At 35.9% G+C, this 26,450-nt stretch carries 24 protein-coding genes; 20 read left to right on the top strand and 4 right to left on the bottom strand.

What is annotated here, in order from left to right:
- Positions 1 to 5 precede the first annotated feature (5 nt).
- Both YQ22_RS08465 and YQ22_RS08470 read right to left on the bottom strand, forming a co-directional pair.
- Positions 6 to 3,209, bottom strand: a complete 3,204-nt coding sequence (locus YQ22_RS08465) for a SusC/RagA family TonB-linked outer membrane protein (RefSeq protein ID WP_071340833.1) — start codon at positions 3,207 to 3,209, stop codon at positions 6 to 8.
- Positions 3,210 to 3,262: 53 nt separating this feature from the next.
- Entirely contained in the window at positions 3,263 to 3,952 is a 690-nt protein-coding gene (locus tag YQ22_RS08470; RefSeq protein WP_071342546.1) for a TIGR04282 family arsenosugar biosynthesis glycosyltransferase, read from the bottom strand.
- Between the two features lie 373 nt (positions 3,953 to 4,325).
- Here YQ22_RS08470 and YQ22_RS08475 point away from each other — a divergent pair, with 373 nt between their 5' ends.
- A complete protein-coding gene (locus YQ22_RS08475; protein WP_071340834.1) occupies positions 4,326 to 5,840 on the top strand; it encodes a Do family serine endopeptidase in 1,515 nt (504 codons plus the stop codon).
- Between the two features lie 78 nt (positions 5,841 to 5,918).
- A complete protein-coding gene (locus YQ22_RS08480) occupies positions 5,919 to 6,692 on the top strand; it encodes a patatin-like phospholipase family protein (RefSeq protein ID WP_071340835.1) in 774 nt (257 codons plus the stop codon).
- A gap of 4 nt (positions 6,693 to 6,696) precedes the next feature.
- Here the strand turns inward: YQ22_RS08480 and YQ22_RS08485 are convergent, their stop codons facing one another.
- Together YQ22_RS08485 and YQ22_RS08490 are read right to left on the bottom strand one after the other, a co-directional pair.
- The gene (locus tag YQ22_RS08485; RefSeq protein ID WP_071340836.1) at positions 6,697 to 8,544 is read right to left on the bottom strand and encodes an SLC13 family permease; all 1,848 of its coding nucleotides are present in this window, start codon (positions 8,542 to 8,544) and stop codon (positions 6,697 to 6,699) included.
- Positions 8,545 to 8,703: 159 nt separating this feature from the next.
- Positions 8,704 to 9,753: a ferredoxin--NADP reductase gene (locus YQ22_RS08490; RefSeq protein ID WP_071340837.1), complete on the bottom strand. Its 1,050-nt coding sequence runs from the start codon at positions 9,751 to 9,753 to the stop codon at positions 8,704 to 8,706.
- Positions 9,754 to 9,994: 241 nt separating this feature from the next.
- Between YQ22_RS08490 and YQ22_RS08495 the strand changes: the two genes are divergently transcribed.
- From YQ22_RS08495 to YQ22_RS08580, 18 genes are all read left to right on the top strand, one after another.
- Positions 9,995 to 10,342, top strand: a complete 348-nt coding sequence (locus YQ22_RS08495; protein ID WP_071340838.1) for a YciI family protein — start codon at positions 9,995 to 9,997, stop codon at positions 10,340 to 10,342.
- A gap of 5 nt (positions 10,343 to 10,347) precedes the next feature.
- The gene (locus YQ22_RS08500) at positions 10,348 to 11,586 is read left to right on the top strand and encodes an RNA polymerase sigma factor (protein ID WP_071340839.1); all 1,239 of its coding nucleotides are present in this window, start codon (positions 10,348 to 10,350) and stop codon (positions 11,584 to 11,586) included.
- Positions 11,587 to 11,701: 115 nt separating this feature from the next.
- The gene (locus YQ22_RS08505) at positions 11,702 to 13,171 is read left to right on the top strand and encodes a DUF5687 family protein (protein ID WP_071340840.1); all 1,470 of its coding nucleotides are present in this window, start codon (positions 11,702 to 11,704) and stop codon (positions 13,169 to 13,171) included.
- Positions 13,172 to 13,226: 55 nt separating this feature from the next.
- Positions 13,227 to 13,949 (top strand): ABC transporter ATP-binding protein, encoded by a 723-nt coding sequence (locus YQ22_RS08510; RefSeq protein WP_071340841.1) that lies wholly within the window; start codon positions 13,227 to 13,229, stop codon positions 13,947 to 13,949.
- 334 nt (positions 13,950 to 14,283) lie between these two features.
- Positions 14,284 to 16,848, top strand: a complete 2,565-nt coding sequence (porW, locus tag YQ22_RS08515; protein ID WP_071340842.1) for a type IX secretion system periplasmic lipoprotein PorW/SprE — start codon at positions 14,284 to 14,286, stop codon at positions 16,846 to 16,848.
- A 3-nt stretch (positions 16,849 to 16,851) separates the two neighbouring features.
- Positions 16,852 to 17,274, top strand: coding sequence for a bactofilin family protein (locus YQ22_RS08520; RefSeq protein ID WP_071340843.1), 423 nt, complete (start codon positions 16,852 to 16,854; stop codon positions 17,272 to 17,274).
- Positions 17,252 to 17,485, top strand: coding sequence for an AtpZ/AtpI family protein (locus YQ22_RS08525; protein WP_071340844.1), 234 nt, complete (start codon positions 17,252 to 17,254; stop codon positions 17,483 to 17,485). Before YQ22_RS08520 ends, YQ22_RS08525 begins: the two co-directional genes overlap by 23 nt.
- Positions 17,486 to 17,488: 3 nt before the next feature.
- Positions 17,489 to 17,881: a DUF6168 family protein gene (locus YQ22_RS19440; protein WP_071340845.1), complete on the top strand. Its 393-nt coding sequence runs from the start codon at positions 17,489 to 17,491 to the stop codon at positions 17,879 to 17,881.
- Between the two features lie 93 nt (positions 17,882 to 17,974).
- Entirely contained in the window at positions 17,975 to 19,150 is a 1,176-nt protein-coding gene (gene atpB / locus YQ22_RS08535; RefSeq protein WP_071340846.1) for a F0F1 ATP synthase subunit A, read from the top strand.
- Between the two features lie 38 nt (positions 19,151 to 19,188).
- On the top strand, positions 19,189 to 19,380 hold the full coding sequence (atpE, locus tag YQ22_RS08540) for an ATP synthase F0 subunit C (RefSeq protein ID WP_071340847.1): 192 nt from the start codon (positions 19,189 to 19,191) through the stop codon (positions 19,378 to 19,380).
- Positions 19,381 to 19,462: 82 nt separating this feature from the next.
- Positions 19,463 to 19,963 (top strand): F0F1 ATP synthase subunit B, encoded by a 501-nt coding sequence (locus YQ22_RS08545; RefSeq protein ID WP_071340848.1) that lies wholly within the window; start codon positions 19,463 to 19,465, stop codon positions 19,961 to 19,963.
- An 8-nt stretch (positions 19,964 to 19,971) separates the two neighbouring features.
- Entirely contained in the window at positions 19,972 to 20,511 is a 540-nt protein-coding gene (atpH, locus tag YQ22_RS08550) for an ATP synthase F1 subunit delta (protein ID WP_071340849.1), read from the top strand.
- Positions 20,512 to 20,570: 59 nt separating this feature from the next.
- Positions 20,571 to 22,151, top strand: a complete 1,581-nt coding sequence (gene atpA, locus YQ22_RS08555; RefSeq protein WP_071340850.1) for a F0F1 ATP synthase subunit alpha — start codon at positions 20,571 to 20,573, stop codon at positions 22,149 to 22,151.
- 81 nt (positions 22,152 to 22,232) lie between these two features.
- The gene (gene atpG, locus YQ22_RS08560) at positions 22,233 to 23,093 is read left to right on the top strand and encodes an ATP synthase F1 subunit gamma (protein WP_071340851.1); all 861 of its coding nucleotides are present in this window, start codon (positions 22,233 to 22,235) and stop codon (positions 23,091 to 23,093) included.
- Between the two features lie 137 nt (positions 23,094 to 23,230).
- Positions 23,231 to 24,451, top strand: a complete 1,221-nt coding sequence (locus YQ22_RS08565) for a TCR/Tet family MFS transporter (RefSeq protein WP_071340852.1) — start codon at positions 23,231 to 23,233, stop codon at positions 24,449 to 24,451.
- 73 nt (positions 24,452 to 24,524) lie between these two features.
- Entirely contained in the window at positions 24,525 to 25,367 is an 843-nt protein-coding gene (locus YQ22_RS08570) for an alpha/beta fold hydrolase (protein ID WP_071340853.1), read from the top strand.
- Positions 25,367 to 25,861 carry an RNA polymerase sigma factor gene (locus YQ22_RS08575; protein ID WP_071340854.1) on the top strand — a complete coding sequence of 165 codons (495 nt, stop codon included), beginning with the start codon at positions 25,367 to 25,369 and terminating at the stop codon, positions 25,859 to 25,861. Before YQ22_RS08570 ends, YQ22_RS08575 begins: the two co-directional genes overlap by 1 nt.
- Positions 25,854 to 26,414, top strand: a complete 561-nt coding sequence (locus tag YQ22_RS08580; protein ID WP_071340855.1) for a hypothetical protein — start codon at positions 25,854 to 25,856, stop codon at positions 26,412 to 26,414. Before YQ22_RS08575 ends, YQ22_RS08580 begins: the two co-directional genes overlap by 8 nt.
- Positions 26,415 to 26,450 lie beyond the last annotated feature (36 nt).

Genomic DNA, 26,450 nt, shown 5'->3' on the forward strand with positions numbered 1-26,450 from the left:
CTTTCTTAAAAATTAAATCCAGCTTTAAAACCTATACTTCTTGTTGTGGCATAAGACATATCTTCAACGCCACTAATAAATCCTTGCCCTTGTACTGCCAATTGCTCTGGGTCAAAATGCGGATTCTCTGTTATAGCAAATAAGTTCTTTCCTATTAATGATAAACTCAACGTAGCATCTTGGTTAAACAGGCTAAGATTGTTGAACGTATACCCAATGGATAGTTGGCGTAGCTTTAAAAATGATGCATCATAAGTGTTATTTTCTTCGTGGTTTCTATCATAAAATTGACGATAGTAACTTTCTGCGGAAACCGCTACAGTATTTGTTTCATAAACCGGATTATCTTCGGTACCGGTATTTACAACGCCTTCTGGTACAATTCCTCCTTCAGGTCTAAAAGCGGTTTCTGCCAGCTGACCACCAACATTACCTAATGCCCTTGTTCTAGAAACGATAATGCCACCTTGTCGCCAATCTAGTAGAAAGCCCATATTCCAATTTTTATAATTGAATTGGTTGTTGAAACCCAGCATAAAATCAGGATTATAATTACCCAATTTTTGTAGTTCATTGTCCGGTATATATCTACCCTCATCCGTAAGGATAAAATCGCCATTTTCATTTTTCAAATATCCGGTTCCATATAGATCACCTACGCGACCACCTTCTTCTGCCTGTAAAAATACCGTTTGGTTTTGACTGTCATAAATTCTAGAATACGCCAATGTTAACCTACCTTCATCTTGCGGTAAACTTTCAACGGTTGATCTATTGGTACTAAAATTCAAGGTGCTGTTCCATTTAAAATTTTGACTTATTATAGGGGAAACACCTACGATGACCTCAAGTCCTTTAGAGCGAACTTCACCACCATTGACCACTTGTTGTGTGTATCCAGAGGAGATACCAATGGGTAGAGAAATAATTTGATCTTTGGTCAATGCGTTGTAATAGGAAACATCAAAGCGAAGTTGATCATTGAAAAAGCGTAGATCAGCACCCACTTCAAAAGAAGAGGTCTGTTCTGGTTGCAGATCGGCATTTGCAATGGTATTGGAATTACTGAATGTTGGTTGCCCGTTAAAAGGCGTTTGTGCAACAAATGCCCCTGTAGTTTGGTAGGGGTCTGTGTCATTACCTACCTGCGCCCAACTTGCTCGTAACTTGACAAATGAAATCACCTCAGGTAAATTGACCACCTTGGATACTATAAAACTACTGGATACCGATGGATAAAAGAAAGAGGTATTATCTACTGAAAAAGGGGTAGCCAATGCGCTAGACCAATCGTTTCTTCCGGTGACATCCAAAAATAAGAAATCCTTATATCCAATTTTTGCTAAGCCATAGAAGCTGTTGATTCTCTTGTTTGATTCAAATTCGAAAACTTCAATAGGTGATGCTGCGTTAGATAACCTAAATATACCCGGTTGTGCCAAACTTGTAGTTTGCGATTGTGAGGTAAACGCTTTTTGGTCTAATCGGTTTCCACCTAAAGAGACATCTATATTAAAATTATTGAACTGATTGGTATAATTTATTAAAAAATCAGTGTTTATCTCCCTATAGAACACATCGTGCTCTGCATAACCACCATTTGCGAAACGATTAGAACTATAGGCTCTTCGCAATTGGCGTAGTTCACTAGAATAATCCATACCTGTTCTAACTGTTGCCGTTAAATGATCTGTGATATCATAGCTAGCGGAAATATTTCCGAATACCCTATCTCTATTGAACGAGTTTCTGTTTTCATTAAGAATGAAATATGGATTATCAAAAAAGGTATAGTTGTACGAGTATTGTTGTATACCCTCTAAACCTGGTTGCCAGTAATTTTTTAGATTCTCTATGTTCAGCGAGCGTGGCCCCCAAGCAACCAAAGAATAGTTTGCGTTTTCTGAACCATAACCGTTAGACGGTCTGTTGTCAGAATTAGAATTGATATAACTTATAGATGAATTGATGCGTAATTTATCTATTGGCTGAAAATTGAGTCGTGCACTCACCGTTTGCCGGTCTAAATCAACACCCGGTATAATAGATTCGCTTCGTAAGTCCGTAAATGAAAGTCGGTAATTACCGGTATCAAATCCGTTGGAAATAGCAATATTATTAATTAACGTAGTACCGGTTTCGTAGAAGTTCTTTAGATTGTCCGGTTGTGATCTAAATTCTGTAGGGGTGATAGGTATTCCACTATAAAGAGCGGTGTCTCCACCTCTTACAACGGTACCGTCTGGCAAGGTAACAGGACTATCATATTGCGGAATAAGGTTACCAACATCTAAACGTGGCCCCCAACTGTACGTAATTAGGTCATTGGTTCCACCACCTAATCCGTCTACAAAGGCGAACTCTCCTGAATTTCCTTGTCCGTATTCATTCTGAAAATCGGGCAGCTGAAAAGCTGAATCTACAAAAAAGCTGGTGTTGTAACTAATGCCCAATCCTTTTGAATTCTTGCCGCTTTTTGTTTCAATAATAATCACTCCGTTAGAAGCTCTAGTACCGTACAATGCCGCAGCACTTGGTCCTTTTAAAACCGATACCTCTGCAATATCATCTGGGTTTACCTCCATGGCTCCGTTTCCAAAATCGATTTCTTGAAATCCGGCTGCCGCTTCATTGGTGAAATTAAAGACCGAATTATTGTTGATAGGAACGCCATCTACAATAAATAAAGGATTGTTGTTCGAGAAAGAAGCTTCTCCACGAATGGTAATTTTAGAGGAAGATCCTACACCCGTAGCACCTTGGTTGATGGTTACCCCTGCCAATTTACCCGAAAGGTTGTCTAGAAAATTGACCGATTTTACCTCGGTAACTCCTTTGGCATCTAAGCTTTGAACTACATAACCTAATTCTTTGGTTTCTCGTTTTAGACCTAAAGCCGTTAATACCACTTCATCTAAGACCTCGGAAGAGTCGCCTAGGACTATATCAATTGTTCGTCTGTTATTTATGGTAATTATTTTGGTTTCATACCCTAAAACGGAAAATTCAAGAGCACCGGAAAGTTCGGGTACATCAATGGTATATATGCCGTTTTCGTTAGTGGTAGTGCCATTTAGCGTGCCAGACAAAACAATGTTGACATAAGGTATGGTATTTCCATCGGTATCTTTTACAGTACCGGTAATTGTTTCTTGAGCATTGACCATAGTACATATAAACAAGGTCAACACTAGTAATAAGTGTTTCATATATAGTTTTTCGACTGGTTTTTCATTTATCCAACCATTGGATAAAGGGGGATCTATATAAATGAAACCAAAGGCGAGCCCTTGTTGTATAGAAAACTGTTTGGAAATTGACGAAAGAAGTGATGGTTAGTATAGGATAGACTTCTGTTTACTCGTAATATTGCTATTATCACCAATAGCAGGGTAGTGGGTAAGTCTTTTGAGAATGATAAAATAGCCTTTAGATCTTTTTCAGTATCCAAATCCTGTAAAACGGGCAATTTCACCAATGCCGTTGATTCTTCTTGTAGCCACATGGTAATTTTGTGGTACAAGCCAAAGCGTTGCCAAGGTAGATCTTGAAATTCGCCTACCTCAAAATTCGATTTTTGTAAACCTAAAAGGTAAAACCCGCCATCAATTGATGGTCCAATAACGGACTTGCCCTTTGCCAATTGCTTGGCAGTATGTTTAAGTTGTTGTGTTTTTAAGTGCGGAGTATCGTTCCCTATGGTAATAACACTTGTAAAACCTTTTTCAAAAACGGAAGCTATGGCATTCGTGAAACGTTCACCAAAACTGTTGCCAATTTGGTTTTCATCGGAAAAATGAAAAACGGGCAAACCTGTATTTTTTGCTTTACGAAGTGTGGCCGTGGTAAGAATGTTAAACAATTGTTCACCTTTGGCAATACCCTTATTGGCTAAATCTTCCTTAGCGGAATTAGCAAATAACAATATAGCAGTAGCACCTAGTGAATTCAATTCAATTTTCTTTCTCGTTGTTAAACTTACGTAAAAATATGGCAAAGGTTTTTTAACTATACATAAATTGTATCATTAAAATATAAGAATCGCCTTACTTTAAGTCAAAATGTCAGTTTTAGACCAAGCAGTTTGTTTCTCTAAAACATTTTAGGGTTTACAAATTGCAAAAGCCTATAAACAAGCTATAATATCAGTTGATGAGCATAATTTTTATGCTTCAAGTAATGTAATTTTAAGGTTACAGACCACTTAGTCTAAAAAATCCCTTAAAATTTCAAAAACTTTTAAATTTTTTTTAGCAATGACATGGCTATACATGGCATAGCTATTGACACTAGGCAGTTAGAAGAATATTAAAATTTATATACATATGAAATCAAACACAAATTCTAGAGGAGCTTGGAAGGTATACTTCTTCTCAGCTATTATTGCCCTTGCCGTAAGTTACGGGGTAATTCATTTCAACAAAAAAGATGTAAAAGAGTCTAGCGGTGTAACCGTGGTAGAATCTATACCAGGGGCACAGGCATTATATACCAAAGACAACGATGGTAATATTAAACCATTGGATTTTACAGAAACTTCAGAGAAAGTTTTAGATGCCGTTGTACACATTAAATCTACACAAACGGGATCATCATATCAAAATCAAGGTGCTCGTGAACTGCCTGATCCGTTCAAAGAGTTTTTTGGTGATATGTTCAAGGGGCAGTCTCCACAAGGATCCTCATCTAGACCTAGAGTAGGTACGGGATCTGGCGTGATCATCAATGATCAAGGATATATTGTTACCAATAACCATGTCATTGACAATGCGGATGAAGTTGAAGTAACCTTATATAATAATCAATCGTACAAGGCTACGGTAATTGGTACGGATCCTACTACAGATTTGGCGCTATTACAGATCAAAGCAGATAATTTAAAAACCATGTCTTTGGTAAATTCCGATGATGTTGAAGTAGGTGAGTGGGTATTGGCCGTTGGTAATCCTTTAGGGTTGAACTCTACGGTTACTGCAGGTATCGTTAGTGCCAAGGCAAGAAGTATACATATAAATACCGATAAGTTTGCGGTAGAGAGTTTTATTCAGACAGATGCTGCCATTAACCCAGGTAACAGTGGGGGTGCATTAGTAAATTTAGACGGAAACCTAGTAGGGATCAATACGGCCATTGCAAGTACTACGGGTACGTATACAGGGTACGGATTTGCAGTCCCTAGTAATATTGTTACCAAAGTAGTAGAAGACCTGTTAAAATTCGGTAATGTGCAACGTGGTATGTTGGGGGTAACCATTAGAACTATGGATAGCAACTTGGCAAAAGAAAAAGATGTTGATTTTACTAAAGGTGTTTGGGTAGAGCAAGTTGGTGAGGATAGCGGTGCAGATTTGGCAGGAATGGAATCTGGTGATATTATCGTTAGCGTTAACGGAAAGGAAACGGCAACATCACCTAGACTTCAAGAAATTATTGCCGGTAAAAGACCAGGTGATAAGGTAACTATCGTGGTAAATAGAAACGGAAAGGAAAAAGAGTTTGAGGTTGAGTTACATAATTCTCAAGGTGGGACCAATTTTATCAAAAAAGAAAAGAAAGAGGTGTTTAACCTTTTAGGAGCGGATTTTGAGAATGTGGATAAGGAAATCGCTAAAAAACTGAAAATAGATGGCGGTGTTAAGGTTTCTAAACTTTACCCTGGTAAAATTAAGAAGGAAACCCAAATGCAAGAAGGGTTTATCATAACACATATAGATGGTAAACGTATCAATGATATTGAAGATGTAGCCGCTGTTTTGGAAAACAAAAAAGGCGGGGTAATGTTAGAGGGCGTTTATGAAGACGGAAGTAAATATTATTATGCCTTCGGATTGGATTCTTAGTCCGTATTTATGATTAATTTTATGCCAAGCGAATAATAGTATTCGCTTGGCATTTTTTTTGAAATTAATTTTAGATAGATGCAAATAGGTTCTAAGTCCATAGGTTTGGTACTTTCGGGCGGAGGTATTAGAGGCATGGCGCATATAGGTGTGATCAAGGCAATGCAAGAATTCGGTCTTGAGGCCAATGTGGTTTCGGGTAGTAGTATAGGTGCCTTAGTAGGTGCTTTGTATGCTGCCGATAAGCCCGTAGAAGATATGCTTCGATTTTTTAAGGAAACGCCACTCTTTAAGTATAATTACTTTGCGGTTGCCAAACCCGGTTTGCTCAATAGTGAAAGTTATATTACTTCTTTTAAACAGTATTTTCCAGAGGATAGTTTTGCGGCCTTAAATAGGGAACTACATGTAGTAGCAACCAATTTACAGAAAGGTGAAGAGCTGTTTATTCATGAAGGCGAGCTTATAAAACCCTTATTGGCCTCCGCTGCATTACCGCCGGTTTTCAGTCCGGTGGAATATAATGGAGAATTATATGCAGATGGTGGGATCATGAACAATTTTCCTTCTGAACCGGTTTTGCCCAAGGTAGATTTTGTTATTGGTAGTAATGTATCTGTTGTATCTCAATTGGAGAAAAAGCACTTAAACAACTCATTTCAATTAACGGGCAGGGTTACCGGATTGATGATCTATGCCATTAACCGACAAAAGATCAATAATTGTCATTTGGTGCTTGAATCTAAAGAATTGGAACATATTGGCTTGTTAGATAGAAGGGGTATAGAAAAAGCCTACGCCATTGGCTATGAAGCTGCTGTTAAAAAGTTCGAGGAGGTATTTACCAAATAGCTAATTACAATATTGCACTTAAAAGTAAGGTGCCCACGATCCAAAGCACTACGGATATAACCCCGCCGATTACTAAAAAGTGTTTGAATTTATAAATTCCCATACTGTAGATCAGCGCATTTGTTTGATATCCTAAGGGAGTAAAGAAACTGAAATTTGCCGCAAACATTACACAAAGAATAAATGGCTTGGGATCAAGACTTAATCCGCTGGCCAATGAAATTCCAATAGGTGCCATTATAATTGCCGTAGCATTGTTTGATACTACACTACTTAGTATCATAGTCGTTAAAAACAACAATCCGATAATGAATATAGGTTGCTCTCCGGACATTAATGCCAACAGTTCTTCCGTGATCCATGTATCTGCCTTGGCATTGCTCATTGCTATACCTAGTGGTATCATACCTGCCAATAAGAAAATAATTTGCCAATTGATCTTCTCATAGATACGATTTAACTCTATGCACTTAAAAAGGAGCATAGCTAAGGTTCCTGTAATTACACTTGTCATTACTTCAAAAATTCCGGTAGCTGCCATGGCAATGGTGGCAATTAATATAAGGATAGATAAGTTTCTTTTAAACGGCGTGGCAGGTACACGACCTTCATATTGGTTTAATACTGCTAAATTATTGCTGTTTTCAAAATTAGATACGTACTCGGGCTTGGTTTGTATCAATAATCGATCTCCTACGTGAAGCTTTGTAAACTCATGATTGCTTTGATGAAGTCGGTTCTGAAGAATACGTAGCTTCTTTCGCTTGTTTACCGCTAAAGGGATTGCTCTTGGTATTAACATTGTTTTTAATTCAGATAAGTTTCTGCCTAAAAATTTAGAACCGGGTAACAGCAATAATTCTAACAAAAGACTTTCATCATCTTCCTCATTATTTTCATCATTCTTTACTTGGGCATCACTAACTTTTTTGATTTGGGTATTTTTAGTGGATGTAAAATGGTCTTTGTCTTCCGAATCCACTTCAAAATAACCTTCGGCACGCATTTTTTGAAGGTTTTCCAAACTACAGTGCAGAAGAATTATATCATTAGGTTGAATTAACAAATCATGATTCAATAAGTTTTGGTCAAAGCCTTTTCGTGTTAGTCGCAAAACGGTAATGTCAACTTCTTTGAACATGAAACTTTCACCTATTGGTTTATTTACCAAAGGAGAATCACTTTCTACCGTCACCGTCAAGAGATATCGATCAAGGTCATAATTATCTGAAAGTTTACCAGTGTCTTTTGGCAAAAACCGATAAAAAAGGGCAATAATTCCCATTGAAATTCCTAAAAAAACAATGCCGGTCAATGTAAATTCAAAGAAACCCAATTTTTCACCGGTATACCTTGCGGCTATATTACTTACCAAAAGGTTGGTAGATGTGCCCATTAGGGTACAACTGCCCCCTAAAATACTTGCAAAAGATATAGGCAATAACAATTTGCCTGGGGGTAACTGATATTTTTCGCGTAGTTCTGCAACAATTTTAATAAAGACAATGACCACGGCAGTAGAGCTTACAAAGGCAGAAATACTTCCCGCAATCAGCATAATAGCGACCATGGCCAGGACAACCGGCCAGTTCTTTAGCACCTTTAAGCCTTTTGCGAGATAAGAAATGGCTCCATTTTCTTCAAGTCCGATCGCTAAGATCATTAAACATAGAATGGTGATTACGGCTTTGTTAGAAAATCCGCTGACGGCTTCTTCAGGTGAAACCAAGCCGGTCAATAGTAATGCGGCAATAATGCAGAAAGCGATTTTATCCATCGGAAAAACCTCAAAAGCAAATAAAATTATAACTACCGCAATGATGATAAAAACACCAATGATTTCTATAGACATACCTTTAGCGAATTGAAAATACTATTAAAGGTATTTCAACGCCTTAAAAACAATAACGCAATCCAATTTAATTTTACCTTTGAAAAGATAGACCAGGAAATAAAAAAACGCCATTACTATGTTATAATAATGGCGTTTTATAATTATACTAATATAGTTTTATACATCATCAAAATCTACCTTTATGGTAGGTGTGGTGGCATGCGCTTGACAGGTTAAAATAAATCCGTCCGCAATTTCCTTATCGGTCAAAATTTGGTTCATGACCATTTCAGCACTTCCTTCGGTTACTTTGGCTATACAACTGCTACATACCCCACCTTGGCAAGAATATGGTGCATCAATGTTTTCTTTAAGAACGGCATCAAGAATTATGTTTTTCTTGTCCATCGTAAACTGAAATTCCTCATCATCAACAATTACGGTAACTGCTGTTTGACCATCGGCCTGTATAGGTAATTCCTCTTTTATTTCAGTGGGTGTAAAGAGCTCAAAATGGATTTTATCCTTATCAACTTCATTCTCTATTAAAGTATCTTGTACCAAACGGATCATCTCTTCTGGTCCACATAAATAGTATCCATCAAAATCAACGTCCTTATGCTTGTTCAATAGTGCATAATTTACCGTTGAGGTATCTATTCTACCAAATAAAGCCTTGTCTTCACGAGTTTGACTATTAGTGAAGTATACAAAAAACCGATTGGCATATTCTAGTTCAAGTTTTACCAAATCTGTATAGAACATAGTCTCTTCGTAAGATTTGTTTCCGTAAACTAAAACAAATTTGTTTTTTGGGTTACTATCCAAAACAGACTTTACAATACTCATAATAGGGGTAATACCACTACCTGCAGCAAATGCTGCTATGTTCTGTACTTCTTTAGTAGTATTAAAAACGAAACGACCTTCTGGTTCCATCACCTCTAATGTATCGCCTACTTTTAATTGTGAGTTGGCGTAATTGGAGAATCCGCCATTGTCTACTTTTTTGATCCCAATGGTGATACCATCCTTGTCCGTAGATGAACTAATAGAATATGCTCTTCTAAGTTCTTTGCCCTTTATTTCTTTTTTAATGGTGATATACTGACCCGCCGTAAAGGTGAAAGTCTGTACCAATTCTTTAGGAATTGAAAATGTAACGGCAACAGAGGTTGGCGTTAATTTCTTGATATGTTTTACCGTTAATGGGTGAAATTGCGACATATGTTCATTTCTTTAAATCGATTTACAAAATTAAGCATGCTTTTGCGATATCATATGACATTTGTCAAAAAAGTCTAACCATCTATGGTATTTGAAGGGTTTTTATCATATTAAATAATTCTTAACTTATCTTTTTTTGAAAAAAACCTATAAAAATTGTCCCTAATTTGATTTCGGTAACGTCATGGGGTAAACATGAGAACTTAGAGCATGTTCTATGAACAACTAAAACAGTTAAATTATGAAAGATTTTATGATGATTTTCATTGGTGCAGATTACCAAGAATTAGGTCTATCACCAGAACAATTACAGGAACGTATGGGGAAATGGTTTGCTTGGAACGAAAAAATGCAAAAACAAGGTATTGTTAAATCTGGCGATGCATTAATGCCCCAAGTAAAAAGAGTATCTGGACCAAACCGTACCGTTACCGATGCCCCTTTGATCGAAGGTAAAGAATTGATTGGCGGTTACTATATTGTACAGGCAGAGAATGCTGAAGCTGTAGTTGAAATCGCTAAAGATTATCCAGATTATGATTTAGACGGTACTGTTGAGATTAGGGAAGTAATGGTTTTTGAGCAGTAAATTAAATGGAACATAAAGTAGTAGACCATCTTTTTAGACATCATTACGGAAAGATGGTAGCTATTTTAACCCGTTTTTTCGGGTTGTCATATATAGAGACCATTGAAGATGCGGTACAGGATACCTTTATAAAAGCAACTTCTCAATGGCGGACTAAAATACCCGATAACCCAGAAGCTTGGCTGAACAGGGTTGCAAAAAACAGAACCATTGATATTCTTCGTAGTATACAAGCGGAAAAGAATAGAAACCTTAGCATTACAACTGGAGCATCATCTTTACAAATTGAGCAACTGTTTTTAGATCATGAGGTTGCAGACAGTCAGTTGCGAATGATTTTTGTTGCCTGTCACCCAAGTTTACACCCTAGCGAACAAATAGCCTTTGCACTTAAAACTATTTCCGGTTTTAGTATCAAAGAAATTGCCGCTGCCTTATTGACCAAAGAGGAAACTATCGCTAAGCGATTACTCCGAGCAAGAAAAACGATCAGCGATAAAAATATTCAGTTTCAATACCCAAGTCCTGAAACTGTTCAAGAACGAATGGCACGGGTTATGGAAGTCATTTACTTAACGTTCAATGAAGGCTTTCATTCTACAAACAAGGAAAAGTTAATAAAAGAAGATTTATGTGGCGAAGCTATTCGCCTTTGTCAATTACTTTTAAAAAAGGAGCAATTTAGAAGTGGCAGTTTGTATGCACTTTTTGCATTGCTATGTTTTCATATGTCACGACTAGAAAGTAAAGTTTCCTCTGACAATCAAATAGTTAATTTGCGGTATCAAGACCGTACCAAATGGTATTTTCCATTGATAAAGATGGGAAACAGTGCCATGCTTAAAGCTACGGAATATGAAGATACCTCTGTGTATCATTATGAAGCTGCCATAGCCTCTGAGCATTTAAATGCCAAAATATTTAAAGATACCAATTGGAGAAAGATTTCTTATTGGTATGAACAGTTGCATACGTTTGAACCTAACATGTTTACATTGTTAAATCATGCAACAGTTTGTCTTCAACTAAACGATTTAGCGAAAACATATCAATTATTGAATTGCATTGAGGTAGCCGAACTTGGTCAAAGAGGCTATCTATATTATGGTTGTTATGCAGAATTTTATCTGAAAAAAGGTGAGAAAGATTTGGCAATCTCTTTTTTGGATAAAGCAATGTTGGAAACTTCGAATTCGCTAGAAAAGAAGTTTTTAACTATAAAAAGGAAGAGATTAATCGGTTAATTTTTTCTGGATATATAGTAAGGTATAAAATAAGACCTTAAAGAATATTTTGAATTTTGTTTGTAACAAACTCAAGATTTTTCTTACTTATATTTCAAATACTAAAACCAACCGAATGTTTAAACGTTTTTCTTCATTACAATGGAAATCCTTTTTTAGGTCCTCTAACCTTGGTAAAAGTTTAGGGATAAAAATAGTAATGGGATTTTTTGCGGTGTATATGTTGATATCGCTAGCCGTAACCGGTGGAGGTATGTACTTTCTACTGCGCAAATTCTTCCCAGATCAAAACCCTTTATGGATCGTTAGTCAATATTTTATTTACTGGATTCTAATGGAATTAATGCTCAGGTATTTTATGCAAAAACTACCGGTAATGGATATTAAGCCTTTTTTGACCACACCAGTGAAGAAAAGTACCATAGCACATTATATATTAGGTAGATCGGCTGCATCTATTTATAATTTATTGACCTTATTTTTTATTGTTCCCTTCGCAATTGTTCTTTTATTCAATGATTACCCTGTATTGAATGTATTATTATGGGTTGTTGCAATAAAGGCAATTGTTCTTAGTATTAACTATTTAAACCTTTTGGTCAATAAAAATGACAAGGTTCTTATTGCTATTGTAAGCTTACTCGTTTTGGGCTATGGATTAGATTATTTTGGGGTGTTTTCTATTAAGGAATTTTTTGCGCCCGTTTTTCATGCACTTTATGCATATCCCATAACAGTATTGATACCCGTTGCTCTAGCCTTGCTCATGTATTATATAAACTATACATATTTAAAAGATAAAATTTACCTAGATGCAAAACTCAAAGCGAAATCTGTAGAGGCAAATACCTCAGATTTAGCTTGGACAAAACGTTTTGGTGAAATGGGCTCTTTCTTACAACTTGATCTTAAAATGATATGGCGTAATAAAAGAACCAAGTCTCAAGTGTATATTTCTCTGCTATTTGTTTTTTACGGCTTAGTGTTTTACACCCAAGATATATATAGTAGTATGATGCCTATGAAAGCTTTTGTCGGCATATTTATGACCGGTATTTTCTTAAGTAATTTCGGTCAGTTTATTCCCGCTTGGGATAGTAGTTACTATAGTATGATGATGTCGCAAAATATACCCATGCGCAAGTATTTGGAGTCTAAAGTTTCTTTAATTACGGTGAGTATAGTGGCTATGTTTTTATTGACTATACCTTATGTTTACTTTGGTTGGGATGCCTTGGCAATCAATTTTGGCTGTGCCTTATATAATTTAGGTGTAAATATACCGGTCATTTTATATTTCGGTTCTTTCAACAAGAAAAGGATTGAATTGGATCAGAGTCCGTTCGGTAATATGCAAGGTGCAAGTGCCACTCAATTTCTAGTAATGCTTCCTGTTTTAGTTGTTCCTATTATTATATTTTCCATCTTTTATTACATTTTTAATTTAGAAGTGGCAGTAGGTGTACTTTCAGTTTTAGGAATTATCGGTTTTGCTATGAAGAATTATCTATTAGGTTTAATTACGGAACAATACAAGAAAAAGAAATACGGAATGATTGCGGGCTTTAAAGAGAAGGCAAGTTAGGTTTTATCCATTTATCACTTTACAATTCATCCTAAATAAATAGAATAAAAAGATTATGATTACAATAGAAAATTTATCCAAAATTTACGGCGCACATAAAGTATTGAATATAGAATCTTTAAACATTCCAACAGGACAAAGTTTCGGTTTGGTTGGTAATAATGGGGCGGGCAAAACAACGCTCTTTAGTTTACTGTTAGATTTAATACAGCCAACTACAGGTCATATTATTAATAACGATGTTCAAGTAAATACTAGCGAAAACTGGAAACCTTTTACCTCTTCATTTATTGATGAAACTTTTTTGATCGGGTATTTGACTCCCGAAGAGTATTTTTACTTCATTGGTGACCTACGTGGTCAAAACAAAGCCGATGTTGATGCACTATTGGCGCAGTATCAAGATTTCTTTCATGGTGAAATATTGGGTCAGAAAAAGTACTTGAGAGACCTATCTAAGGGAAACCAAAAGAAAGCAGGTATTGTGGCTTCGTTTATTGGAAATCCTAAAGTGGTGATTCTAGATGAACCTTTTGCCAATTTAGATCCAACAACACAGATTCGTCTAAAGCAAATTATAAAAGAGCTTGCAGCACAGCAAGATGTTACCGTTTTGGTTTCTAGTCACGATTTAATTCATGTAACCGAAGTATGCGAACGTATTGTGGTGTTGAACAAAGGCGAGGTGGTAAGAGATATTGAAACTTCTACTGAAACTTTAAAAGAATTAGAAGTGTTTTTTGGTTCAGATAATGCTGAGGTGGTTTTGGAAGATTAACCAATGTAATTTTGGTTTAGTTACAGTTGAAAATCTAACTTTTGGTGTAAAACCCCATAAATTTATTAAACCGACCGTTAGGTCGGTTTTTCAATAGTACACCTTTACTATAAGGTTAATAAAAGTCGATAAAGAATTCGTTGATCAGATTAACTGCAATAAAATGATGAAATCTTGATCATTTTATGTCAAAACAAACTACTCAGTCTGTTATAAAAGTATCTTCCAGCTTGTTTCCATTATTATCATTCAAAAATAAATATGCAGTTTACCGATGAACGGTATAATAATCTGGTTGTTTTTAAGTTAAACATACATACGTAGATTATCTATTTTGAATCTTAGAAACAAACTTATTTTATCCGGTGTTTTGGCGAGTATGTTATTTAATGCATGTTCTGTCAAGAAAGACAAGTTCGTAAACCGTAATTGGCACGCGCTCAATACCAAGTACAATACCTTGTATAATGGTAACATTGCTTTTGACCTGGGGCGAGAAACTTTGAACGATACGTATCAAGATGACTATTTTGAAGTATTGCCAATAGAACGTTTAGAAGTTAGTGGCGAAATAAAACTAGATTCAGAAGACAACAACCCTAATTTCCTTATTGCAGAAGAAAAAGCGACCAAAGCTATTCAGCGCCATAGTATGGATATTAAGGATGAAGAGCGAAATCCTCAAATAGATGAAGCATTTCTGCTATTAGGCAAAGCCCGTTATTTTGACGAACGCTACATTCCTGCATTAGAATCCTTTAATTACATTCTTAATAAATACTCAGAAAGTGATAAGCTTAATGAAGCTAGTATTTGGAGAGAAAAGGTAAACATAAGACTAGAAAACGACGACCTTGCCATTAAAAATTTAAAACGCTTAATGAAGTATGAGCGTTTAAAAGACCAAGAATATGCCGACGCTAGAGCTATGTTGGCACAAGCATATATCAATCTAAACGCTCCTGATACTGCAGTGCAAAACCTTAAGGTTGCATCGCATTACACCAAGAAAAACCCTGAAAAAGGAAGGTATTACTATATCATTGGTCAGTTGTACAATCAGATGGGTTTTAAGGATAGTGCCAATTATGCTTTTGATAAGGTAATTGAGCTGAACAGAAAATCTCCAAGAGTTTACATGATCAATGCGGAGATTGAAAAACTAAAGAATACCAAAGTAACTAGCGAGAATACAGAAGAGGTTTTGGAGTATTTGACTAAAATGGAGTTGAATAGAGAAAACAGACCCTTTTTAGATGGTATTTATAGACAGTTGGCCGAATTTCATTTGGAGGAAGAAGCTGATAGTTTGGCAATCGTATATTTTAATAAATCGCTTCGGGCTTCGCAGAACAAACCAAAATTAAATGCGCTTAACTATGAGAATTTGGCGGAATATAATTTTGATGAAAGTGTCTACAAGCCTGCCGGTGCCTATTATGATAGCGTACTGACCAATCTTAACGAGAATACTAAGAAATTTAGGGCGATAAAGAAAAAGCGCGATAACCTTGAAGATGTAATTAAGTACGAAGATATTGTTCAATATTCCGATAGTGTTATTACGGTATTTGAAATGCCAAAAGAAGAGCAGTTGGCATATTTTGGAAAGCATATTGAAGAATTACAAAAGGCGAAAGAAGCAGCGCAGAAAAAAGAAAAGCAAAGAATTACCGATGGTTTTGCGGCTTTTAACAATAGTAAAGGTGGTAAAGAGAATAAGGGTAAGTTCTATTTCTACAATATTACCAGTTTAGGCTATGGCCAAAATGATTTTAAAAACCGTTGGGGCAATAGAGAGCTCACTGATGATTGGCGCTGGTCAGACAAGTCACTTATCAATAATGAGAATATTGCATTACAAAATGCACCTGGAGCAAATGATAGTTTAAATGTGGTAAGTGAAGACGAGAAATTCTCTTTAGATTATTATATGGATCGTTTACCTACAGATGTTGCCATAATCGATAGCTTAAAAACAGAACGAAATTTTGCGAATTATCAATTAGGACTTATCTATAAGGAGAAATTCAACGAGAATCTGTTGGCAGCAGAGAAGCTTGAAAATGTATTGGCATCAAATGCGGAAGAACGTTTGATTCTTCCTTCAAAATATAACTTGTATAAAATTTACGAAGAAGTTGGTAGTCCGTTGAAAGAATCGATGAAGGCAGATATTATTGCCAACCACGCAGATTCTAGATATGCTGAAATATTGTTGAATCCGCAAGCCGTATTGGCAGATAGTTCAGATAGTCCAGATAGTCCAGAAAAGCGCTATGAGAGTTTGTTCAAACAATATCAAGACCAACATTATTTACAGGTAATAACAGGTGCAGAGGAAAATATCAATAGATTTACCGGCGATCCAATTGTGCCAAAATTTGAGATGTTAAAAGCAAATGCCATTGGAAGGTTGCAAGGTTTTGAGCTTTTTAAAGAAGCATTGAACTATGTGGCATTGACTTACCCTAATAATCCAGAAGGTAAAAAGGCAGAACAGATGATTGCCGAGCAGCTTCCTAAATTAGAACAAAAAGACTTCTCTCCAGAGACAGACTCCAAAGGCACATCAAACTGGAAAGTGGTTTTCCCTTTTAAAAGGAGCAATAACGAAAAGGCTTTGAAATTGATGGAACTGTTAGAAAAATCCATTGAAGACCTTAGATATAAAAACAAAGTTTCAAGAGATATTTATAATGTAGAAGACCAATTTGTGGTCGTTCACGGATTTAAATCGAAAGATTTCGCACTTGGTTACGCCGAGCTATTAAAAAATAATAAGGATTACCGAGTTGCTGATGAGAATTTTGTAGTTTTATCAGAGAACTATAAGATTATACAGGTACACAAAAATATAATCGAATATAGAAATACGCTTTTAACCCCAAAACCGTGAACAATGTTTTCAGACAGACAAAAACCCAAAGCTATGAATGAAATAGGAGGACAGCCGAATAGAATAGAGAAGAATACAAAAATTAAAGGAGATATCATCTCAGAAGCAGATTTTCGTATCGATGGTAAGTTAGATGGCAATGTTAAAACCTCAGGTAAAGTGGTCATAGGTAAAGATGGCTATATACACGGCAAAGTAGAATGTGTAAATGCAGATATAGAAGGTAGTTTTAACGGAGAACTAAACGTCTCTGATCTGTTATCCTTAAAATCGTCTGCAGTGATAGAGGGTACTGTTTCAGTAAGTAAATTGGCAGTAGAACCTGGCGCTACTTTTAATGCATCTTGTAACATGGGAGGCAAAAAAGGAGGAAGTAACCCAGCTGGTTTTAAATCACCGAACAATGGAGCCGCAAAAGCCTCGTAAAGGCAATGACAATTCCGAGTTACTAAGAAATGCCGTAAACTTAAGTGGTGTGGCCATACAAATGGGTGTCACCATATTTTTAGGCAATCTTTTAGGAGAATGGTTAGATGAAAAATTTGAAAAAACGTTTTTAGAAGACACATTTACTTTACTTGCAGTATTTTTGTCTATCTATTTGGTCATAAAGAAAGTTATGGCATTAAATAAATAAACGTTGCTAAAAAAAATTATTTTATACATAGTCGTGTTCACTGTTGTGGGCGCGACTTCCTTTTTTTTACAAGATCAGTTATTGGGCAATGCCGAACCGAATTTTGAGCCCTTATTGCAAAAAGCCTATACATTTCATTATGTGTTTTCGTTGGTATTGGTCATCACCTTCTTAATCGCGTCGAAAAACAATTCATTTTTTCAGCAGTTAGGCTTTCTTTATATGGCCGCACTTGTATTTAAGATCACATTGTTCGCAATGATCTTCTATCCTTACCTGCTTGGAGAACTAATTATGCCTCAGTTATATAGGGGAATGCTATTGATTCCAATCTTAATATTTCTTTTTCTAGAGGTATTTTTTATAGCCAAAATTATGGGGAATAAAAGTCTATAAATTTTAAAGCTTTAAAATTGGGATGGTTATGTTATTATTGACTACTTTTGCGCAAAATTTCTAGGAGCTTAATTTTTTGACATAGAACTAATGATGAAAGTTTCAAATACGATTAAAACCTTATTACAACTTCTAATACTTTGTTTCTCATTACAAAGTTTCGCACTATCCGATACCGAACAAGAAGGTGCGGTGAGTACTAAAGAAGAGGTAGATGAGTATATTTTACACCACCTAAAAGACTCTCATGATTTTCACTTGTTTTCATATACCAATGATGCAGGCGAAAGAAAACATGTTGGTTTTCCATTACCGGTGATCTTATGGTCAAGCAACGGATTGGTAACTTTTATGTCGTCTGAATTTCATCATGATGATAACGGTGAAGTAATCGTAGAAAAGAACGGATCTAAATTCGTAAAGCTTCACAGTAAAATTTATGAGTTGGAAGCGGGCGCATCTTCAGTGAATTTTGATGAAGAGCACCATGCAACAAATGCGCATAAGGTTTTAGATTTTTCTATTACTAAGAGTGTTGTTGGTTTTTTAATTGTAGGTCTATTTCTTTTATTAGCTTTTTCGTCACTGGCTAGACAATATAAAAAGAAAAGTGTTCCTACTGGTTTCGGCAGAGTGTTAGAGCCATTAGTAATATATGTTAGAGATGAGATTGCGAAACCTAACGTTGGAGAAAAGCATTATAGAAAATTCTCAGGATATCTTCTTACAATTTTCTTTTTAATCTGGATTTTAAACTTGATAGGCTTGACGCCGTTCGGTTTTAATGTTACTGGTCAGATAGCTATTACTGCAGCTCTTGCTATTTTTACTTTAGTTATCTATGCTTTTAGTGGAAATAAAGATTTTTGGATGCACATTTTGTGGATGCCAGGTGTGCCTATTTTAATTCGACCAGTTTTGACCATTATAGAATTGGTTGGTACGTTTGTTATTAAGCCATTTTCATTACTAGTGCGTTTGTTTGCCAACATTACTGCGGGACATATTGTTTTTATGAGTTTGATTGCTATTATGTTTGTCTTAAAAGAATCGTTGGGTGTAGTTGGTGCTACAGGTTTATCTTTAGTACTATCTATTCTAATATTTGTTATTGAAATTCTCGTTGCGTTTTTACAAGCTTATATTTTCACTATGCTTTCTGCTTTATTTATTGGTATGGCAGTAGCAGACCATGACCATGAGCATCATCATGATGAGGCTGGTCATGATGTTGTTGATTCAGAAGATGTAAGAGAGAGTTTTATTTAGAGGTGAGTTTTTTAATTTAATATATAAATCAGTTTACTATGTACAATTTAATTGGAGCAGGTTTAATCGTAATCGGAGCAGGTATTGGTCTTGGTCAAATCGGTGGTAAAGCAATGGAAGGTATTGCTCGTCAACCAGAAGCGGCAGGAAAAATTCAAACAGCGATGATTATCGTTGCGGCACTTTTGGAAGGTTTGGCATTCGGTGCATTAATCTTAGGAAAGGCTTAAGAAACCAAAAAAATGTTTTCCCGTAACGGTTGGTTACGGGAAATGTTTTTTAATTATTGATTTAGATTTTAATTACAGATAAATGGAAGCTTTATTAAACGATTTTTCACCAGGTTTGTTCATTGTTCAGACCTTACTATTATTAATAATTATTTTTCTACTAGTTAAATTTGCATGGAAGCCAATTATGACTTCTTTAGATGAAAGAGAAACTGGTATAGAAGAAGCATTGGCTGCTGCTGAAAAGGCTAAAGCAGATATGCAGAACCTTCAAGCGGATAATGACAGAATGTTGCAAGAAGCACGTTCTGAGCGTGAGGCAATGTTAAAGGATGCTCGTGAGATCAAAGAAAAAATGATCGCGGACTCCAAAGAGCAAGCAAAATTAGAAGGTGATAAAATGTTGAAACAAGCGCAAGCTGCTATCGAAAGTGAGAAAAAAGCAGCGGTAGCCGATATTAAAAGTCAAGTTGCAGAATTGTCTGTAGCAATTGCCGAGAAAGTAATAAAAGAAGAGTTATCTAGTAATGACAAGCAATTGAAGTTGGTAGATACCATGTTGAGCGATATAAAACTTAACTAAAAGAAATAATGAGCGAATCTAGAGCTGCATTACGTTACGCAAAGGCGATATTGGATATGGCCAAGGAAAACAAAGCCTTGGACGCTGTTGAGAAAGATATGCGTTCAATCGCCGTTACTATTTCAGATAGTAAAGAATTAAAAGATGTATTGGCAAGTCCTGTTGTTTCCGGTACTTCTAAAAAGAGTGCATTACTTGAAATTTTCAAAGGATGTAATTCAATTACGGAAGGCGCTATAACAATGTTGGTAGACAACAAGCGTATAGGTATGTTAAATGAGGTAGCCTTAAAATACATTATCCTAAATGAGCAATTAAAAGGTAAGAACGTTGCTTACGTAACAACCGCTGTACCTTTAAATGCCGCGATGGAGAAAAAAATATTAAAGCAGGTTGCTACTATTACTGGTGATGAGGTTACCATTGAAAGTAAAATTGACGAAAGTATTATTGGAGGTTTCATCTTAAGAGTTGGAGATTTACAGTATGATGCTAGCGTAAGCAACAAGCTTAATAATTTAAAAAGAGAATTTTCAAATAGTCTATAATAACAATATAAGACCACGAATGGTTACATTCATTGTCTAATATCTTATACTAATTAAAAATGGCAGGAGTAAAAGCCGCTGAAGTATCAGCAATTTTAAAGAAACAATTATCAGGATTTGATGCTACCGCTACTTTAGATGAAGTAGGTACTGTATTAACTGTAGGTGATGGTATTGCAAGAATCTACGGATTAGCCAATGCTCAATACGGAGAATTAGTTGAGTTCGAAGGTGGACTTGAAGGTATCGTTCTTAACCTGGAAGAAGATAACGTAGGTGTGGTTCTTTTAGGACCTTCTAAATCTGTTGGTGAAGGTGATACTGTAAAACGTACGCAACGAATCGCTTCTGTAAAAGTTGGTGAAGGAATTGTTGGTCGTGTGGTTGATACTCTAGGTAACCCAATCGATGGTAAAGGACCTATGGCCGGTGATACTTATGAGATGCCATTAGAGCGTAAAGCTCCAGGTGTTATCTACAGAGAGCCTGTAACTGAGCCAATGCAATCAGGTATCAAAGCAATTGATGCGATGATCCCGGTTGGTAGAGGGCAGAGAGAGCTTGTTATTGGTGACCGTCAAACTGGTAAGACTACGGTTTGTATTGATACCATTCTAAACCAAAAAGAATTTTATGATGCTGGTGAGCCTGTTTACTGTATCTATGTTGCCATTGGTCAGAAAGCATCTACCGTTGCCGGTATTGCTCAAGTATTGGAAGATAAAGGTGCAATGGCATATACTACCATTGTAGCTGCTAACGCATCTGATCCTGCACCAATGCAAGTATATGCACCATTTACTGGAGCATCTATTGGTGAGTATTTCCGTGATACAGGTCGTCCTGCTTTAATTATATATGATGATTTATCAAAACAAGCGGTAGCTTACCGTGAGGTATCTCTTTTGTTAAGAAGACCACCGGGACGTGAGGCGTATCCAGGTGATGTTTTCTACCTTCACTCTAGATTATTAGAGCGTGCAGCAAAAGTTATCAATGATGATGACATCGCAAAAGAAATGAACGATTTGCCAGAGGTATTAAAGCCAATGGTAAAAGGTGGTGGTTCTTTAACGGCTTTGCCAATTATTGAAACACAAGCAGGTGATGTTTCTGCTTATATCCCAACTAACGTAATTTCTATTACTGACGGACAGATATTCTTAGAGCAAGATTTATTTAACCAAGGTGTTAGACCGGCAATTAACGTAGGTATTTCTGTATCTCGTGTTGGTGGTAACGCTCAGATTAAATCAATGAAAAAAGTTGCAGGTACATTGAAACTAGATCAAGCACAGTTCCGTGAATTGGAAGCTTTTGCTAAGTTTGGTTCAGATTTAGATGCTGCTACTTTAAACGTAATTGAAAAAGGACGTAGAAACGTTGAAATTTTGAAGCAAGCACAAAATGATCCTTTTACTGTTGAAGATCAGGTTGCAATTATCTATGCCGGTTCTAAAAACTTGTTAAGAGATGTTCCTGTTGAGAAAGTAAAAGAATTCGAACGTGATTATTTGGAGTTTTTGAACGCTAAGCACAGAGATGTTCTAGATACCTTGAAGTCTGGTAAGCTTACAGATGAAGTAACAGATACCTTGACTTCTGTTTGTAAAGAGCTTTCTGCGAAATATAAGAACTAAAAAAGTACTGAGTACTGAGTAAATAGTACAAAGTGTTGAAGCAACTTAATACTTTGTACTTTTTACTAAATACTGAATAAAATGGCAAATTTAAAGGAAATACGAAATAGGATTTCATCGGTTTCTTCAACGATGCAGATAACCAGTGCCATGAAAATGGTTTCTGCTGCAAAATTGAAAAAGGCGCAAGATGCCATTACGGCAATGAGACCTTATGCCGATAAACTGACCGAATTACTACAAAACCTAAGTGCTAGTTTAGAAGGTGATTCTGGTAGTGTTTATGCCGATAATCGTGCGGTGAATAAAGTTTTGGTCGTATCGGTTACTTCTAACAGAGGACTATGTGGGGCGTTTAATACCAACATCTTAAAGCAATCTGTTAACCTTGTTGAAAATGTTTATGCAGGTAAAGAAGTTGATTTTGTTGCGGTAGGCAAAAAAGCTAATGATTATTTAGGTAAACGCTATAATGTTATTGCTAACCATAGTGGTGTATTTGATGATCTAACCTTTGATAATGTTGCAGTAATAGCAGAGAACTTAATGGAATTGTTCACGGCTGGCGCATATGACCGTATTGATATTGTGTACAACAAATTCAAAAATGCGGCTACCCAAATTGTTATGACCGAGCAGTTTTTGCCAATTGTACCATTGGAGGTAGAAGAAACGGCAAGTGCAGATTATACTTTTGAGCCTTCTAAGGTTGAAATTATAGAGCAATTGATTCCTAAATCCTTAAAAACACAATTGTATAAAGGTATTAGAGATTCTTTTGCTAGTGAACATGGTGCTCGTATGACCGCAATGCACAAGGCTACAGATAATGCAACTGAGCTACGTGACCAATTGAAATTGACATATAATAAAGCAAGGCAAGCAGCAATTACCAATGAAATTTTAGAAATCGTTGGTGGTGCAGAGGCATTGAACAATTAAAAATGTTCACTTACAGATGACTTCATGTTGTCTAAACCTTTAACGCTTTAAACTATATATAAAAACCCCACTAACCAGTGGGGTTTTTGTTTTTATTGCTTTTATTTAACTTTTTTTACCCGACTTTTGTCATCACCATGAAATCTAATAAAACCGCCTTACTTTTTATATTCATAACTATTCTTGTTGATGTCATTGGCATTGGTATAATTCTACCAATTATCCCTGATTTAATTATGGAATTAACGGGTGAAGGTAATCATATGGCTATTATCTATGGTATGTGGTTAACAACGGCTTTTGCAGGTATGCAATTTCTGTTTTCGCCTGTATTGGGTGAAATATCCGATAAATATGGTAGACGTCCCATATTGCTTATTGCCTTGTTAGGGTTAAGTATAGACTATTTAATCCACGCTTGGGCACCTTCTATTGTTTGGTTGTTTTTGGGTAGGTTTTTAGCGGGAATTACTGGTGCAAGTTTTACCGTGGCATCCGCCTATATTGCAGATGTTAGTACCAGAGAGAATAAAGCAAAGAATTTCGGATTAATAGGTGCTGCATTCGGAATAGGCTTTATTATAGGTCCGGGTATAGGTGGTTTTTTTGGTGAAATAGATATACGTTTGCCTTTTTATATAGCTGCAGGGTTAACATTTGCAAACTTTTTGTTCGGGTATTTCTTTGTTCCAGAATCATTGACCATGGAGAACAGAAGACAAATTAACTATGCAAAGATGATTCCTGGGGTTTCATTGTTCGCATTGCGCAATTATAAGGGAATTCTACTGTTGATTTCTGCATTTTTCTTGTCAAACCTTGCTGGTCAGGCACTACCATCTACATGGTCTTATTACGGGATAGAACGGTATGATTGGAACCCGAGACAAATAGGATTGTCTCTTATGGTAGTTGGCTTATTGGTTGCAGTTGTTCAAGGGTTTTTGGTTGGTAAATTAGTGACAAAATTTGGAAAACGTAAGGTTATCATCTACGGCTTTCTATTGTGGACAGTGGGTATGTTCTTGTTTTCTTTTGCCCATGAACCTTGGATGCTGTATGCATTCTTGATTCCATATGCATTGGGTGGTATTGCCGGACCTATCGTACAAGGTGTTATTTCTAATCAAGTATCGGAAAAAGAGCAGGGAATTTTACAGGGCTCTATAACCGGTCTGGTTAGCATAACGGCTATTTTAGGGCAATTTATATTTGCGCCCGTATTTTATTATTTTATTAGGCCTGAGACTTCAATTTATTTTCCTGGCGCTCCATATGCCCTTGCAGCGGTTCTTCTCTTAATTGCCTTTATTTTGGCTACAACGGCTATAAAAAGGATGAATGTAGAACCGGAATAATATTTTTTCAAATAAAAAGGTAACATTTTTTAATTCTTGAATCTAAAGGGTGAACAAAACAAAAACTCTTACGATGAAAACAATTAAATTATTAGCATTCGCATTATTTTTTATTTCCTCCTTTTCAATAACTGCTCAAGACAATCCTTTTAGAGTTGAAGTCATTGGTAAAGGTGAACCAATACTTTTATTTCCGGGCTTTACTTGTACTGGAGATGTTTGGGAAGCTACCGTTGCTGAGCTATCAAAAGATTATGAATGTCATGTATTTACATTTGCCGGTTTTGGCGATGTGCCCGCTATAGAAAAACCTTGGCTGCCAAAAATTAAAGATGAATTGGTTAAGTATATTTCTAGTAACAAATTAGATAATGCTGTTCTGCTTGGGCACAGTTTAGGCGGTGCATTAGCACTTTGGATGGCTACAGAAAATAGTGCTTTTACAGAATTGATCATAGTTGATGCTTTGCCCTCAACCGGTGCCTTAATGATGCCTAACTTTAAAAGCGAATATATGGTTTATGATTCACCTTATAATAAGAAAGTATTGGGCATGAACGATAAGGATTTTGAGTCCATGGTCAGTCAAATGGCAAGCGGAATGACTTTAGATGCATCAAACCAAGAAATAATAAAAGATTGGATGATAAAAGCTGATCGAGAAACATATGTCTATGGTTATACTGATTTATTGAAATTGGATTTGCGTAACGACCTTTCTAAAATTGATATACCTGTAACCATTTTAGCGGCAACTGAACCTTATGGGATAGAAATGGCTAAAACCACATATAATAGTCAATATAAAACCCTTAAAGAATATAACTTGGAATTTGCCATGGGTTCTTCGCACTTTATAATGTTTGATCAACCAGATTGGTTTATTGAAAATGTACTTAAAGCATTAGAGGATTAATGACACCTAAGGAGACAACATATAAAAAGATATATGAGATTAATTACCCTAAAGTAATGCGTTTATGTATGGGGTATACCGGAGGTAATGATGTACTGGCCAAAGATTTGACCCAGGAAACGTTCATTAAAGTTTGGAAAAACTTAGATACGTTTAGAAATGAAAGCGGAATAGCTACATGGATCTATAGAATTTGTGTGAATACTTGTTTGGCAGAAATACGTAGGGAGAAGAAAGAAGAGAAAAAACTACAAATTGATGATTTGCAAATAAGTGAGAGTAGTGAAGATCCTGTAGAAAAAGAAGATATGCTTTTTCAATTGTACAAATGCATCAACCAATTAAGTAGCACTAACAAGGCTATAATTTTGTTGGAACTAGAAGATGTGCCACAAGTAGAGATCTCAGAAATCATAGGGATTAAGCATGACGCTATCAGGACTAGAATACATAGAATAAAACAACAACTTACAAAATGTGCAAATCATGAATAATTTTGAAGATTTACAAAATACATGGCAAAACCAATCTAAGATATCTGCAACTGAAGAGAGTTTTAAATCACTCTTGAAAAGTGTAAAATCCATTGAAAACAAACAAAGAACAGGGAATGCAGTTTTAACAATTACAATCATAACATTGTTCGCTTTTCTACTGTACGTTTCCGGCTATAAAAATGCGACATTTTTACTGGGGGTCGGTTTAATGATCGGTAGTTTAATGGTTAGAATAGGTATTGAGCTCTTTAGTTTAAGAAGATTAAGATCTATCAATTTTAGTGCTGACTATAATACGTTTAAACAAGATTTGACTACATATTACTCGTTTAGAAGGTTTACACATTTTATAATTACTCCATTGGCGATTATTATTTATACCGTTGGGTTTATTATTCTGTTACCTCTGTTCAAAGTATCGCTGTCACATGGTTTTTATGTATATATACTATGTTCATCCATAGTTTTTTTAACGGTTTTCTGTGTATTTATTTACAGGCAGGTAAAAAACGAGCTTAATAAATTAAGGCAATTGCAAAAGGCGGATTAGTGCATTAAATTGTGATAGCCATGTTAAATGACGTAT

Source organism: Maribacter sp. 1_2014MBL_MicDiv (genome assembly GCF_001865655.1).
In the GTDB taxonomy this organism is placed as follows: Bacteria; Bacteroidota; Bacteroidia; order Flavobacteriales; family Flavobacteriaceae; genus Maribacter; species Maribacter dokdonensis.

What these genes read in the sequence shown, in the direction of transcription:
- YQ22_RS08490 (WP_071340837.1), bottom strand. Translation starts at nt 9,753, where the DNA reads ATGTCGCAATTTCACCCATTAACGGTAAAACATATCAAGAAATTAACG.
- YQ22_RS08500 (WP_071340839.1), top strand. Translation starts at nt 10,348, where the DNA reads ATGGAACATAAAGTAGTAGACCATCTTTTTAGACATCATTACGGAAAG.
- YQ22_RS08465 (WP_071340833.1), bottom strand. Translation starts at nt 3,209, where the DNA reads ATGAAACACTTATTACTAGTGTTGACCTTGTTTATATGTACTATGGTC.
- atpH (WP_071340849.1), top strand. Translation starts at nt 19,972, where the DNA reads ATGAGCGAATCTAGAGCTGCATTACGTTACGCAAAGGCGATATTGGAT.
- YQ22_RS08475 (WP_071340834.1), top strand. Translation starts at nt 4,326, where the DNA reads ATGAAATCAAACACAAATTCTAGAGGAGCTTGGAAGGTATACTTCTTC.
- atpE (WP_071340847.1), top strand. Translation starts at nt 19,189, where the DNA reads ATGTACAATTTAATTGGAGCAGGTTTAATCGTAATCGGAGCAGGTATT.
- atpB (WP_071340846.1), top strand. Translation starts at nt 17,975, where the DNA reads ATGAAAGTTTCAAATACGATTAAAACCTTATTACAACTTCTAATACTT.
- YQ22_RS08495 (WP_071340838.1), top strand. Translation starts at nt 9,995, where the DNA reads ATGAAAGATTTTATGATGATTTTCATTGGTGCAGATTACCAAGAATTA.
- YQ22_RS08570 (WP_071340853.1), top strand. Translation starts at nt 24,525, where the DNA reads ATGAAAACAATTAAATTATTAGCATTCGCATTATTTTTTATTTCCTCC.
- YQ22_RS08545 (WP_071340848.1), top strand. Translation starts at nt 19,463, where the DNA reads ATGGAAGCTTTATTAAACGATTTTTCACCAGGTTTGTTCATTGTTCAG.
- YQ22_RS08505 (WP_071340840.1), top strand. Translation starts at nt 11,702, where the DNA reads ATGTTTAAACGTTTTTCTTCATTACAATGGAAATCCTTTTTTAGGTCC.
- YQ22_RS08510 (WP_071340841.1), top strand. Translation starts at nt 13,227, where the DNA reads ATGATTACAATAGAAAATTTATCCAAAATTTACGGCGCACATAAAGTA.
- YQ22_RS08565 (WP_071340852.1), top strand. Translation starts at nt 23,231, where the DNA reads ATGAAATCTAATAAAACCGCCTTACTTTTTATATTCATAACTATTCTT.
- YQ22_RS08480 (WP_071340835.1), top strand. Translation starts at nt 5,919, where the DNA reads ATGCAAATAGGTTCTAAGTCCATAGGTTTGGTACTTTCGGGCGGAGGT.
- YQ22_RS08575 (WP_071340854.1), top strand. Translation starts at nt 25,367, where the DNA reads ATGACACCTAAGGAGACAACATATAAAAAGATATATGAGATTAATTAC.
- YQ22_RS08525 (WP_071340844.1), top strand. Translation starts at nt 17,252, where the DNA reads ATGGAGCCGCAAAAGCCTCGTAAAGGCAATGACAATTCCGAGTTACTA.
- atpG (WP_071340851.1), top strand. Translation starts at nt 22,233, where the DNA reads ATGGCAAATTTAAAGGAAATACGAAATAGGATTTCATCGGTTTCTTCA.
- atpA (WP_071340850.1), top strand. Translation starts at nt 20,571, where the DNA reads ATGGCAGGAGTAAAAGCCGCTGAAGTATCAGCAATTTTAAAGAAACAA.
- YQ22_RS08520 (WP_071340843.1), top strand. Translation starts at nt 16,852, where the DNA reads ATGTTTTCAGACAGACAAAAACCCAAAGCTATGAATGAAATAGGAGGA.
- YQ22_RS08485 (WP_071340836.1), bottom strand. Translation starts at nt 8,544, where the DNA reads ATGTCTATAGAAATCATTGGTGTTTTTATCATCATTGCGGTAGTTATA.
- YQ22_RS08580 (WP_071340855.1), top strand. Translation starts at nt 25,854, where the DNA reads ATGAATAATTTTGAAGATTTACAAAATACATGGCAAAACCAATCTAAG.